This window comes from Streptomyces sp. Je 1-79, from assembly GCF_025195125.1.
GTDB lineage: Bacteria > Actinomycetota > Actinomycetes > Streptomycetales > Streptomycetaceae > Streptomyces.
Genome location: NZ_JAMGSL010000016.1, coordinates 14,071 through 27,418 on the forward strand (window position 1 = coordinate 14,071; position 13,348 = coordinate 27,418).

10 protein-coding genes are annotated in these 13,348 nt (G+C 73.0%); 4 read left to right on the forward strand and 6 right to left on the reverse strand.

Features of this window, described 5'->3' with window-relative positions:
* Window positions 1-41: 41 nt before the first annotated feature.
* From M5362_RS28240 to M5362_RS28250, 3 genes are read right to left on the reverse strand one after another with little or no spacing between them, the layout of a single operon-like run.
* Window positions 42-1,280: an NAD(P)/FAD-dependent oxidoreductase gene (locus tag M5362_RS28240; RefSeq protein WP_260230631.1), complete on the reverse strand. Its 1,239-nt coding sequence runs from the start codon at window positions 1,278-1,280 to the stop codon at window positions 42-44.
* Window positions 1,265-2,725, reverse strand: a complete 1,461-nt coding sequence (locus M5362_RS28245; RefSeq protein WP_260230632.1) for an FAD-dependent oxidoreductase — start codon at window positions 2,723-2,725, stop codon at window positions 1,265-1,267. The genes M5362_RS28240 and M5362_RS28245 overlap by 16 nt, the downstream gene beginning before the upstream one ends.
* A complete protein-coding gene (locus tag M5362_RS28250; protein ID WP_260230633.1) occupies window positions 2,722-4,173 on the reverse strand; it encodes an FGGY family carbohydrate kinase in 1,452 nt (483 codons plus the stop codon). The genes M5362_RS28245 and M5362_RS28250 overlap by 4 nt, the downstream gene beginning before the upstream one ends.
* 296 nt (window positions 4,174-4,469) lie before the next feature.
* On the opposite strand from M5362_RS28250, the gene M5362_RS28255 reads away from it, so the two are divergent.
* Window positions 4,470-5,444: a hypothetical protein gene (locus M5362_RS28255; protein WP_260230767.1), complete on the forward strand. Its 975-nt coding sequence runs from the start codon at window positions 4,470-4,472 to the stop codon at window positions 5,442-5,444.
* A gap of 75 nt (window positions 5,445-5,519) precedes the next feature.
* Entirely contained in the window at window positions 5,520-7,049 is a 1,530-nt protein-coding gene (locus M5362_RS28260; RefSeq protein WP_260230634.1) for an amino acid permease, read from the forward strand.
* Window positions 7,050-7,144: 95 nt separating this feature from the next.
* Here M5362_RS28260 and M5362_RS28265 read toward each other — a convergent pair whose 3' ends face one another.
* A complete protein-coding gene (locus M5362_RS28265; RefSeq protein WP_260230635.1) occupies window positions 7,145-7,897 on the reverse strand; it encodes a GntR family transcriptional regulator in 753 nt (250 codons plus the stop codon).
* A gap of 198 nt (window positions 7,898-8,095) precedes the next feature.
* Between M5362_RS28265 and M5362_RS28270 the strand changes: the two genes are divergently transcribed.
* Window positions 8,096-9,436 (forward strand): DUF2252 domain-containing protein, encoded by a 1,341-nt coding sequence (locus tag M5362_RS28270; protein WP_260230636.1) that lies wholly within the window; start codon window positions 8,096-8,098, stop codon window positions 9,434-9,436.
* 55 nt (window positions 9,437-9,491) lie between these two features.
* Here the strand turns inward: M5362_RS28270 and M5362_RS28275 are convergent, their stop codons facing one another.
* The gene (locus M5362_RS28275) at window positions 9,492-10,880 is read right to left on the reverse strand and encodes an NAD(P)/FAD-dependent oxidoreductase (RefSeq protein ID WP_260230637.1); all 1,389 of its coding nucleotides are present in this window, start codon (window positions 10,878-10,880) and stop codon (window positions 9,492-9,494) included.
* Between the two features lie 29 nt (window positions 10,881-10,909).
* Window positions 10,910-11,287 carry a metalloregulator ArsR/SmtB family transcription factor gene (locus tag M5362_RS28280; RefSeq protein ID WP_260230638.1) on the reverse strand — a complete coding sequence of 126 codons (378 nt, stop codon included), beginning with the start codon at window positions 11,285-11,287 and terminating at the stop codon, window positions 10,910-10,912.
* A 121-nt stretch (window positions 11,288-11,408) separates the two neighbouring features.
* On the opposite strand from M5362_RS28280, the gene M5362_RS28285 reads away from it, so the two are divergent.
* Window positions 11,409-13,301 (forward strand): heavy metal translocating P-type ATPase, encoded by a 1,893-nt coding sequence (locus tag M5362_RS28285; protein ID WP_260230639.1) that lies wholly within the window; start codon window positions 11,409-11,411, stop codon window positions 13,299-13,301.
* Window positions 13,302-13,348 lie beyond the last annotated feature (47 nt).

Consider the following 13,348-nt stretch of genomic DNA (forward strand, 5'->3'; position numbering starts at 1 on the left):
ACGGTGCGGGGCATCTGCCAGTGGCCCAGGCCACTGGCAGTTCACACCGTCGCCCGGACCTCCACCGGCCCGCCCGCCGGATCGACCTCGCGCGCCCAGCCGCCGGACAGCCGCACCGAGCGGTGCGGCCAGGCCGTGCCCAGGAGCCTGCCACGATGCAGGAGCCTGCCGTCCTGGGAGACCTCCACGAGCGGACGCGTCAGCGGCTCGCGGACCCGCAGCAGGAACGAGCGCGCGTCGGCCGCGTCGGCGACACGGTTCGGCGCCACCCACGCCACGGGCTCCTCCGCCGTCAGAGGCACCGCGGACACCGGCCAGTGCTCCCCCGACAGGTATCGCAGTACGGCATCGGCCGCCCCGCGCCCCTCGGCGGCGGCCGCGCCCGCCGACTCGATGCCGCGCAGCACGTTGCCCGCCGCGAAGATCCCCGCCGAGGCGGTACGGAAGGAGCCGTCGACCGCGGGACCGCGCGTGCCGGCGTCCAGCGGTACCCCGCCGGCCCGGGCCAGTTCGTGGTCCGGGATCCAGTCGCCGGTGAAGACGACCGTGTCGCAGCGGATTGTGCTTGACCGCCCGTCGGCGTGGCGCACCCGGATCCCCGCGAGCCGGCCCCGGCCCAGCAGCTCGGTCACGGTCGCCCCCGCGAGCAGCGGCGGAGGCGCCGGGTCTCCGAACCGCCGAGGCCCGCGCGGCTGCTCGGTCACCATCGCGACCACGTCCACCTGGGCCCGGCGGAGCACGCGCGCCGCGTGGTGGGCCACAGGCTCGGCGCCGATCAGGACCGCCCGCCGCCCGAGCCGCTCCCGCCGCACCCCGTACGTATCCACGGACTGCTGGAGCTCGCCGGTGGTCAGTACCCCGGCCGGCCGCGTCCCGGGCACCAGCCGTGCGCTGCGCGGCCGTTCGCGCGCCCCCGTCGCCAGGACCACCGCCCGCGCGGTGATCCGCTCCAGACCGGTCGGGGCCGTGACATCCAGGGTGAGCGGCCCCGCCCAGCCGGTGGCCGAGACGCCCGTACGGACCGAGGCGCCCGCCCCGTGCGCCGCCCGGACCAGTCGGCGCGCGTACCCCGGCCCGTCCAGGGGCCGGCGGAGGTCGGCCAGGCCGAAGCCTCCGTGGGCGCAGTGACGCGGCACCCCGCCCGCTTCCGGCTCACGCTCCAGGACCTCGATCCGGTACCGCCCGCCACCGGTGGCGGCGAGCCGTGCCGCCGCCGCGAGACCCGCGGGGCCCGCACCGACCACGAGCACGTCCACGACGCGGTTCACCGGTCCGACCACGGGGCCCCCGCCTCCTCGAACATCGACCGGACCGCCGCCCCGCAGGCGAACCCCTGGCACCGGCCGCCGCGCGCCCGGGTCCTGCGCCTCAGTCCGTCCAGCGACCCCGGGGGGATCGTCGAGGCGAGCGCGTCACGGATCTCGCCGCGGGTCACCCGTTCGCAGTGGCAGACGACGGACCCGTACTCCGGTGCACGGGAGACGAGTTCGGCGTCCCGGTACGGGCGGGGGAACGCCTCGCCGAGGTTCGGCATCCGGACCGGTGCGAGCGGACGTTCCTGCCCGAGGGCGAGCCCGCTCTCCACGAGCAGCTCCACCATGTGGGCCGCGATCGCCAGGGAGGCCGTCAGTCCGGTGGACCGGATCCCGCCCGCCGTCACGTACCGAAGGCGGGGGTGAGCAGCGCACTTGTAGTCGTCGTGCTCCGTCGCCGCCCTCAGCCCCGCGTAGACCGCGGTGACCTCCTCGTCGAGGAGTGCGGGCAGGATGCGGCGCCCCTGGGCGCGCAGCGACTCCACTCCCTCCGCCGTCGTTCCGGTGGCCGTGCGGTCGTCGAGGTTCTCCGCCGTCGGGCCGAGCAGCACCTTCCCGTACACCGTCGGCGCCACCAGCACTCCCTTGCCGAGCGCTCCGGGCACGGGCAGGAGGATGTGCCGGACGAGCGGGCGGGCGAACGAGTCGAAGACGATCAACTGGCCGCGTCTCGGCGTCACCGTGAAGTCCTGTCGGCCGAACAGTGCGTCGAAGCGGTCCGCGTAGAGCCCGCAGGCGTTGACGACGTAGCGGGCACGCAGCACTCCGCGCGGCGTCACCAGCCGATGAGGTGCGCTCGCCGTGAGCCCTGGATCGGCCTTCTCCGCCCGGCAGTTGAGGTGGAGGTCGGCTCCGGATCGTACGGCCTGGGTGGCGTACGCGAGCGTCGTCGTCCACGGACAGATGATCGACTCGCCCGGCACCTCCAGCGCCCCGAGCGCGCCCGGCCCCAGGTGGGGCTCCCGGCGCCGCAGTTCCTCGGCGCCGATGATCCGGGTGGTGCGATGGCCGTTGCGTACGGCCTTGTCCGCGAGGCGGGGGAGCGCGGCCAGCTGTTCCTCGTCCCAGGCGACGAGCAGCGCGCCGAGCGGCTCGACGGGGATGCCCGTCTGCCGCGCGTAGTCGGCGAGCAGCCGCCGGCCCTCGCGTACCAGCCGCGCTTCCAGCGAGCCGGGCACCGCGTCGAAACCCGTGTGCAGAATCGCGGTGTTGGCCTTGGAGGTGCCGTCCCCGACGTCACCGGACGCCTCGACCAGGGCGACCCGCAGCGGCCGGCGGGCCAGCTCGCGGGCGACGGCGCAGCCGACGACCCCGGCGCCGACCACGACGACGTCGTACTCCGCACCGGGCACAGAGGTGTCCGGCAGCGCCCCCGCGCGGGTGACGGTCCCGGGCCGCCGGTCGGCCGTCATACGGGCGACGAGGCGTCGGCGTCGCCGAGGAGCGCCGTCACGGCGGTACGGAACCGTTCCAGGCGCTCGGCCGCCTCGGCGCCGGTCGCGGCGGGCTCGTAGACCGCCGACGGCTTCCACTCCGGCACGGCCTCGTGGACGGCGAGGCCGGGGTCGAGGCCGAGCCGGGCCACCGCGCCTACCCCGAGCGCCGTCGCATCGGGCAACGCCGAGACCTCGACGGGAAGTTGGAGCAGATCGGCCTGGGTCTGCATCAGCAGCGCGGAACGGGTGAGCCCGCCGTCCACACGCAGGGAGGTGAGCGGCCGGCCGAGGTCGGAAGCGGCGGCGGAGACCAGCTCCACGACCTGCGCGGCGATTCCCTCGCAGAGCGCCCGGACCAGGTGTCCGCCGGTCGTGTCCAGGCCCAGGCCGTGCAGGGATCCGCGGACGTCGCCGCGCCACCAGGGCGCGGCGAGGCCCGCGAGGGCCGGGACGAACGTGACCCCGCCGGTGTCCGGCACCGTCCGGCCGACCGCGTCGAGCTCTCCGGCGCCCGGGATCACCCCGAGGTCGGTGAGCCAGCGCACGGCGGAAGCGGCCGTGTACACCTGGCCGTCCAGGCAGTAACTCGTCCTGCCGGAGAGCCGCCAGGCCACGCAGCTCACGAGCCCGGAGTCGCCCCGGCGCGGTGTCGTCCCGGTCTGCGCGAGCAGGAACGCACCTGTTCCGTAGGTGCACTTGGCCGCGCCGGGGGAGGTGCCGCTCTGCGCGAGGAGAGCCGCCTGCTGGTCCACGAGGAGCCCGGTCAGCGGGATCGCCGGGCCGAACGCCGTCGTGGTGCCCACACGGGTGTCCGCGTCGACCACGCGGGGGAGTTGTTCGCCGCCCAGACCGAAGACGTCCAGGGCGGGGGCGGACCAGGACACCGTGTCCAGATCGAGCAGCCCCGTCCGGCCCGCCGTCGCCGCATCGGTGACGAACTCTCCCGTGAGGCGGTGCACCAGCCAGGCGTCGCTCGTGGTGACCACGCCCGCTCCCGTGAGATGGCGGCGGATCCAGGCCATCTTGGGAGCGGCGAAGTAGGGATCGAGCGGCAGCCCCGTCCGCTGCCTCAACTCGTCCTCATGGGAGGAGAGTTCGGAGCAGAGCTCCGCGGCTCTCCGGTCCTGCCAGACGAGCGCGTCGGTGAGCGGCGTGCCCGTCGTCGGGTCCCAGGCGAGGACAGTCTCCCCCTGGTTGGCCAGGCCCACGGCCGCCACCGGGGTGTCCGCCTCGGCGAGCGCGGCGCGGCCGGCGGCGACGACGGAGTCGTACAGCTCCGCCGGATCGACCTCGACGAGCCCACCGGGCAGGTGGCGGGGCCGTACGGGCGCCGACCCGGTCCCGATGACGCCGCGCTCGGGGCAGACGACGAGCGCCTTGGTCCCCGACGTTCCCTGGTCGACGGCGAGTACCGGGCCCGTCATTACGTACTCCGTCCTCGAAGAGTCAGCGGCCTTGATCGCGGAACCGGAAACACTGGTGCACGCGCCCCCTCCCGTCAAGCGGGTCGCGCCGTATCCGTCGGCTCCGCTTGAAGAGATGACAGATGCTCATATTCGGTCCGTGGCCGGATAGTTACGGTCGGATTCGAAAGTGGATCCCGATCGTCCAACGGACTCTATAGTGATCGCCGATCAACGGCCGGGATGCCCATCGGGGGACTGACCACCCCCTTCACCCACCGAGGACCCATGTCACCCACCGCACGCCCCACTCCGTGATGGCCGGACACGGCTTCCGGCCCGTCTACCACCCGGCGGGCCACGACCACGCCCTGCGCCACGCCGTGCAGGACCTGCGGACCGGCCGTTGGGTGTCCACGGCCCGATTACTCGACGAGACATCCGGCTGGGCCGACTGGACACGGCGCACCCAGGTGCTCGGCGCCGTCGCGGCGGGCGGCGACGTCGTCCAGACCTGGCGGACCGAGCAGCCGGACAGCGTCTCCGCGATGGTGATGCACGCCCGGGTCGCCGTCGAACGGGCCGTACGTGCCCACCGCGGCGGCCACCCCCGCACCCGCGAACTGTGGCAGGACGCCTGGACCGCGTGCCGCGACGCCGCCGAACAGGCACCCGCCGATCCTGTCCCCTGGATCTGCCTCCTCGCCCTCGCCGCCCTCGACGACCGGCAGCGGATGGCGGAACACCGGCTTCCGCCGCCCGCGCCCCTCCTCCCCTCCGGCCCCTGGGGGCTCCTGGCCGAGGCCGAGAGACGCGACCCGCAGAACCGCGAGGCCCACCACCGGATGCTGCAGTTCTTCTACACCCGCAGCTCGGGCTCGCTCTCCGAGGCCGTCAACTACGCCCAGTGGGCGTCCGTCTCGGCCCCGATCGGCTCCGCGGTGCACGCACTGCCGCTGTACGTGCGGGTCGAACGCTACCGGCGGGACCGCGGTCACGAGCACGCCCTCGACCTGCACTGGGTCGCAGAGGACGCCCTGCGCGACGCCCAGCGCGCCCTGCACGACTGGTTCCTCTTCTGCGCGACCGCCGAGGCCTCCCTCCTCGACCTCAACCACCTCGCCCACGCCCTCTTCGGCGCCCAGGACTTCACGGAAGCCGCCCGCGTCTTCGAAGCACTCGGGCCGTACTACACGGCGCTCCCGTGGGCCTACCGCACCGCCCGCCCCGACGACCGGGAGCTCGCCGCGGACTTCTTCGTACGCGCCCGCGCCCGTTGTCTCGACCCCTGACCCCCGACGCGCCCCGTCCCCGCGTCCCGCAGGCCCCCACAGCCCCCGCTCACCCCCTACCTCGGAGGTACCGGCATGTCCCGCACCGTCCCCGACGAGATACGCAAGCCCCCCACCGGAGGCCAGGACGACGAGGCGCGGCTGAGAGAGCTCGGCTACCAGCCCGTCCTCGCCCGCCGGATGGGCGGCTTCGGCAACTTCGCCATCAGCTTCTCCGTCATCTCCATCCTCTCCGGCTGCATGACGCTCTACGGTTTCGGCCTCGGCACCGGCGGACCCGCCGTGATGATGTGGGGCTGGGCGGGCGTCGGCCTGTTCGTGCTCTGTGTCGGTCTCGCGCTCGCCGAGGTCACCAGCGCCTATCCGACCTCCGGCGCGCTGTACTACATGGCCGACCGGCTGGGCGGCCGCCGCTGGGGCTGGTACACCGGCTGGCTGAACCTCCTTGGTCTCCTCGGTGCCATCGCCGGCATCGACTACGGCGCCGCCCTGTTCACCGGAGCCTTCCTCAACCTCCAGTGGGGCATCGTGCCCACCGCCGGCTCCACCTTCCTGATCTTCCTCGCGATCCTGCTGCTGCACGCCGTGCTCAACCTCTTCGGCGTACGGCTGGTCAGCGTCCTGAACTCCATCAGCGTGTGGTGGCACCTCACAGGTGTGGCCGTGATCGTCGGCGCCCTCGCGTTCATCCCCGACCGCCACCAGTCCGCCGAGTTCGTCTTCACCGAGTTCGTCAACGACACCGGCTGGGCCAACCCCTTCTACGTCGCCGCCGTCGGTCTGCTGCTCGCCCAGTACACCTTCTCGGGCTACGACGCCTCCGCCCACCTCTCGGAGGAGACCTCCAACGCCTCGGTCAGCGCCGCCAAGGGCATCGTGCGCGCCATCTGGGTCTCATGGCTCGCCGGGTTCGCCCTGCTCGCCGGTCTGACCTTCGCGATCCAGGACTACGCGGGCACGCAGAACAGCGCCACGGGCGTCCCGCCGGCGCAGATCCTCCTCGACGCGCTCGGCTCGGGGGGCGCCACCGCGCTGCTGCTCGTCGTGATCGTGGCCCAGCTCTTCTGCGGCAACGCCGAGGTGGCGGCCGCCAGCCGCATGGTCTTCGCCTTCAGCCGCGACAACGCCCTTCCGGGGTCCGCGCTCTGGCGCAAGGTCAGCAGCCGTACGCAGACCCCGGTTCCGGCGGTCTGGCTCGCGGTGGGTGTCGCCGCGCTCCTCGCGGTGCCGTCGCTGTACTCCGCCACCGCGTACGGCGCCGTCACCGCGATCAACGTCATCGGCATCACCCCCGCCTACGCGATTCCGATCTACCTTCGCCTGCGCGCGGGCAAGCGGTTCACCCCGGGCCCCTGGAACCTGGGCCGCTGGAGCCGCCCGATCGGCTGGACCGCGGTGATCTGGGTCGGCATCGTCACCGTGCTCTTCTGCCTGCCGCAGAAGTCGCCGGTGACGATCGACTCCATGAACTACGCGGTCATCGCACTAGCCGTCGTTCTCGTGCTGTCGAGCGTGTGGTGGTACGTGGCCCGGCGCTCGTACGGCACTCCGTCGGCATACGGATCGGCCCGCGAGGAGGCGGAGATAGCGGAGGGGATCGTGTAGCGGATCCTGGATACCGGATCACGGATCTTGGATACCAGATATTGGATACCGGACATCGGATGCCGGATCCAGGATATTGGATCCGATCCCGCGCCTCAGCCGCTGAACTCGTAGGTCCAGGAGACCCCCTGGGCCGCGCAGTCGATGTCCGTGATCTCCAGCGCGTGCCCGTGCTGGTCGCACACCGTCCGGTGGACGACCAGCCGGGGCGCGCCCCTTCCGACCCCCGCCGGGGCGGCCGGCGGCACGCCGATCGACTCACGCCGGGTGAGCCGGAGCCCGGCCTGGTGCATCCAGTGGTAGAGCAGCCGCAGGTCCGGCTGGAGGGCGGAGCCTCTGGTCCGCCGGTACCTCGCGAGTTGCGGGATCTCGTTCAGCGCGGCCCGGGAGAACCAGGACACCGAACGCTGCATCGGGTTCCCGCCGGGGGACAGGACGACATGCCGGTGGACGAGTGTCGGCTCGCCGGGTACGAGCCCCAGCCGCCCCACCAGTCCGGCCGGCGGCGCCTCCCAGGTGAGCGCGGAGCGCACGAGCGCGCCCGCGGCCTCCGCGCCACCGGGGAACGTCTGCCGACGGACCGTCAGGACCGGTTCGCGCGGCTCGTGTCCGGTACCCGCCGCGAAGGTGCCGCGTCGGTCGGTCACGACGAGTCGTTCCTCGCGCAGCAGCTGGAGTGCGCTGCGTACGGTCTGCCGGTTGACGTGGTAGCGGTGCGCGAGGCAGCGCTCGGACGGGAGCCGGCTGCCGGGATCGATGCGCCGCTCGGCGAGGTCGCCACGCAGGGCGGCGGCGACCTTCAGATAGAGCGGGACCGCAGCATCCTGCTCGGGTTCGGGCTCAGCCATGTTCCAACCCCTCTCTTTGCTCAGCGTGACAGTCTGATTCGCCGGGGTGATCAATTCCTATCATTGGTCTAAACCATTAAGGAAGAGGTGGCGACGGGAGTGGCTGAATCCGGGACCGCCCCGGGGTGCGCGCAGACCGGTCTGACCTTGTAATGAGTCTCAACCGCATGCAGCTGCGAAAGAGGCGGGTGAGGCCGGATGACATCACCGGCAGCGCGGGCCGAACTGGGCAAGAAGGCCCGCAAGATCGTGCCGCGGTCCTCGCACGGCCGCTGGATACCCTCCTCGCAGCGCCCCGACCCGCTGACCGTCCTGCAACGGCAGTCGGTGGACCGGGTGCCCGAGCTGGTCCCGATCCGGTACGGCAGGATGGTCGTCTCACCGTTCGCGTTCCTGCGCGGAGCCGCCGCCGTCATGGCCGCCGACCTCTCCGCGCAACGGCACACGGGCCTCACCGTGCAGCTCTGCGGCGACGCCCACCTGCTCAACTTCGGCGTCTACGCCTCACCCGAACGGGCGCTTCTCTTCGACGTCAACGATTTCGACGAGACGCTGCCGGGCCCCTTCGAGTGGGACGTCAAGCGGCTCGCCGCCAGCGTGGCCGTCGCCGCCCTCCAGAACGGCACCACGAAGGCCAAGGCCCACCGGGCCGCCCTGGTCGCCGTCGAGGCGTACCGCACCGCCATGCGCCGCCTCTCGGGCCTCCGTGAGCTCACCGTCTGGTACGAGCGGATCGACGCCGACGACCTGGCGCCGCTGGTCCGCGCCGACCGGCGCGCCAGGTTCGAGGACCGCCTCGCCCACGCCCGCCGCCGCACCAGCCTCCAGGCCTTCGGCAAGCTCACCGCCGTGGACGAGACCGGCGCCCGGCACATCGTCGACGACCCGCCCCTGCTCGAACGGGCCGCCGACATCGACCGGGTCAACCTCGGCAAGATCTTCAGCGACTACCGAAGCTCGCTCTCCGCGGAACGCCGTGTGCTCCTGGACCGCTTCCACTACGTCGACGCCGCCCGCAAGGTCGTCGGAGTCGGCAGTGTCGGCACGCGCTGCTTCATCCTGCTGCTGGAAGGACGGGACGACGGTGACCCGTTGATGCTCCAGATCAAGGAGGCCGGCCGCTCGGTCCTGGAGCCGTACCTGCCGCCGAGCCCGTACACGCACCAGGGCGAGCGGGTCGTGCACGGGCAGCGGCTCATGCAGGCCGCCAGCGACATCTTCCTCGGCTGGATGACCGGCCCCGAGAAGCGCCACTTCTACTGGCGGCAGCTGCGCGACATGAAGGGCTCGGCCGAGGTGGAGACGATGTCCCCGGCCACGCTCCGCGCGTACGCCGGTCTCTGCGGCCGCGCTCTGGCCCGCGCCCACGCCCGCTCCGGCGACCGCATCGCGATCGCCGCGTACCTCGGCTCCTCGGACGTCTTCGACCGTGCCGTCGCCGACTTCGCGATGCGTTACGTGAACCAGAACGCCGACGACCACACGGCCCTGAGCGCGGCGATCGCCGCCGGCGTCATCACGGCGGCACCGGGCGTCTGACGCCCGCCCGCGCCACCGCCTACCTCGCGCCGCCGTCCGGCCCGCCGAACGTCGCCTACCCCGCGCGCCGCAGCGGCGGCTCCGTGGGTGTCCGTGGCACCGGGCCGAAGAGCACGGCGCGGGCCACCGCCGGGGCGAAGAGCGTGGTCATCGGGGCGGTCAGAGTCAGCACCGAGCGGAACGCGGCGCCCACCACCGGATCGCCGCCGTACCGCTGCTGCAGCCGGCCCAAATACCAGCCCACCGGCTTGTCCACCGCCCGCGCGGTGATCGCGTTGCCCGTGGCGCCCGGCATGTTCTTGTCCGCGCCCGCGGAGATGTCCCAGGCCTGCTTCGAGGAGTCGAGCAGCGACTTCTGCACGGTCCGCGTGGTCGGCGTGTTCCGGGGGTCGGACAGGGCCTTGCGCAGGGCGACCGCGTTCAGGGCGGCGACGGTCATGCCCTGTCCGTAGATCGGGTTGAAGGCGCACAGCGCGTCGCCGGTGGCGAGGAACCCGGCGGGCCGCCGGCCCGGACGGTCGTACCGGCGGCGGATGTTGGCGGTCTGCCGGAAGCCGTGGACCGGGGACTCCGGCGTGGCCTTCGCCAGCCACTCGCTCAGGACGGGGTGAGGGAGCTTCGCCGCGAACGCCTCGAACCCGTCGTCGTCGGTCGGCGGCCGGTCGTCCCGGAGCCCGGACAGGGTGACCAGATGGCGCCCGTCCCCGATGGGCAGCACCACGCCGCCGTACACCTGCTCGGGGTTGGGGACGACGTTGAAGCCGAGCGCGTCCATGTCCGGGTCCGCGCCGGCGCGGTACATCCGGGTCGCGTACGACAGGCCCGTGTCGATCGTCTCCTCGTGCGGGGCCTCCGCGCCGATCGCGGCGAGCCAGTCCGGGGCGTGCGTGCCACGGCCCGAGGCGTCGACCACCAGATCGGCCTTCAGGGTGCGGCTCTCCCTCGGGTTCCCCGATCCGCGCTCGCGCAGCAGGACGCCGCGCACCCGCGAGGCGTCACCGATCAGCCCGACGGTCTCGGTGCCCTGCACCGTCTCGATCCGGGGATCGGCGAGGACCCGACGGCGCACCAGCCACTCCAACTGGGCCCGTGGCCCGGTGTAGAGGTGTGTGGTGGCCGGAAGGCGGCTGAACCAACGCCCGTTCTGCCACTGGACCATGTCCTCGGGCATCCCCACGCGGGGAGCGCCGAGTTCGCGGAGTTCTCCCGTGAATCCGGGGAGCAGTTCGTCGAGCGCCTGCTGTCCGGCGTCGAGCAGTACGTGTACGTGCCGGGACTGCGGTACGCCCGGCCGGGCGTCCGGTCCTTCCGGGAAGCGGTCGCGCTCGACGACCGTGACCCTCTCGGCGTGTTCGCTGAGTACGCGCGCCGCCAGCAGGCCCGCGAGACTTCCCCCGACGACCACCGCGTGACGTGTCCCGCGGTGGTCCAACTCGTCCGTCATCCCCGCCCTTTCCCCGTAATGAGGTCGGTCTACGAGGTCCCAGTATCCACCGTCTCCCCGGGCACGTCGCGGGTGCCGAGACGGAGGTGCTCGATGTGGTAGACGGCCTCGTCGAGGAGTTGGGCGACGTGGTTGTCGTAGAGGCTGTACTCGATCCGGCGGCCCTGCCGCACCCCGGTCACCAGGCCCAGCGCGCGCAGCAGGCGCAGCTGGTGGGAGACGGCGGACTGCTCCATCTCGACGGCGGAGGCCAGTTCGGTCACTCCGCACGGCCCCTGGCGCAGCTTGGTGAGGATCATCAGCCGGGAGGGCGTCGCGAGGGCCTGGAGCGTGGCGGCGATCGTGGCCGCGGACTCCGCGTCCAGGTGGGTTGCCGGGGTCGTCCCGCCGTTCGCTCCGTGTCCCATGCGCTCATCGTAACCGCGTCGATAAACTTATGAATGAAGACCTCTTCATGTATTCCGCTATGGTGGTGTCGCCCCGCCCTCCATGGCGCACCGCCGTCCCCGATCGAAGAGGTGTCCACCCATGGCTTCCCCGGTGCTCGACGCCCGGACCGCGGCCCTCGCGGACAAGGCCCCGCTCTCCCGCCGCACCCGCGTGTCCGACCTGCCTGAGGTCCGCTGGGCGGCCCTGTCCGCCGTCGCCTTCCTGCTCGCCCTGCCGCTGGACCTGGCCGGCGCCCCCGCCTGGGCCTGGGGCCCCCTCTACGCGGTCTGCTACGTCGCCGGCGGCTGGGAACCCGGCTGGGAGGGCCTCAAGGCGCTGCGCGAGAAGTCCCTCGACGTCGACCTCCTCATGGTGGTCGCGGCCGTAGGCGCCGCCGCCATCGGCCAGTACCTCGACGGCGGTCTGCTCATCGTCATCTTCGCCGTCTCCGGCGCTCTGGAGGCGCTCGCCACCCGCCGCACCGCCGACTCCGTGCGCGGACTCCTCGACCTCGCCCCCGCGCGAGCGGTACGCCTCACGAGTGCCGGCGCCGAGGAGTCGGTGGACGTCACCGACCTGAGGATCGGCGACACCGTTCTCGTACGGCCGGGGGAGCGGCTGCCCGCCGACGGGACCGTGCTCGACGGCGCGAGCGACGTCGACCAGGCCACCATCACCGGGGAGTCGCTGCCCACGGCCAAGACGCCCGGCGCCGAGGTCTACGCAGGGACCCTCAACGGAACGGGCGCCCTGCGCGTACGGGTGGACAAGGACGCGGCCGGCTCCGTCATCGCCCGGATCGTCGCGCTCGTCGAGGAGGCCAGTGCCACCAAGGCGCCCACCCAGCTCTTCATCGAGAAGATCGAACAGCGCTACTCGGTCGGCGTGGTCGTCGCCACCCTCGCGCTCTTCGCCGTCCCCCTCGCCCTCGGCGGCGACTTCGCCAGTGTGCTGCTCCGCGCCATGACCTTCATGATCGTGGCCTCGCCCTGCGCGGTCGTCCTCGCCACCATGCCGCCGCTGCTCTCCGCGATCGCCACCGCCGGCCGCCACGGCGTGCTCGTCAAATCCGCCGTGGTGATGGAACGCCTGGGCACGGTCGACCGGGTCGCGCTCGACAAGACCGGCACCCTCACCGAGGGCGCGCCGCGCGTCACCGCCGTCGAGGGCGACCCGGAGGCGCTCGCCCTCGCCGCCGCGGCCGAACTCCCCAGCGAACACCCGCTCGCCCGTGCCGTGGTGGCCGCCGCGCGGGACCGCGGACTGCGCGTCGCCGAGGCTCGCGACTTCACCTCGGTGCCGGGCGAGGGCGTACGGGCGACGGTCGACGGCCGCGAGGTGCGCGTGCGCCGGGCCGATGGCGGGCACGACGACACCGCCGTCGAAGTCGTCGTCGACGGCGACCGCGTCGCCGTCCTCACGCTCACCGACCGGCTCCGGGACGGCGCCCCCGAAGCGGTCGCAGCCCTGGCCCGCCTCACCGGCACCACACCCACCCTGCTGACCGGCGACAACGCGGGCGCGGCCGGCCGGATCGCGGAGCGGACCGGCATCACCGACGTACGGGCCGGGCTCCTGCCCCAGGACAAGGTCGCGGCGGTACGGGAGTGGGAACGGGCCGGCTCCCGGGTCCTGGTGGTCGGTGACGGCGTCAACGACGCCCCCGCCCTGGCCGCCGCCCACAGCGGCATCGCGATGGGCCGGGCAGGCTCCGATCTGGCCCTGGAGACCGCCGACGCCGTCGTCGTACGCGACGAACTGGCCACGGTCCCCGCGGTCGTGGCCCTCTCGCGCCGCGCCCGCCGCCTCGTGATCCAGAACCTGGTGATCGCGGGCACCTGCATCGGGGCCCTGGCGATCTGGGACCTCGCGGGCTACCTTCCGCTGCCGCTGGGCGTGGCGGGCCACGAGGGCTCGACCGTTCTGGTGGGGCTCAACGGCCTGCGCCTGCTGCGCGACGCGGCCTGGCGGAAGGCCGCCGCGGGGGAGTAGCCCTCCCGCCGTGACCAGGTCCCGCGTCGCGCGCCCCGGCCGCCGGG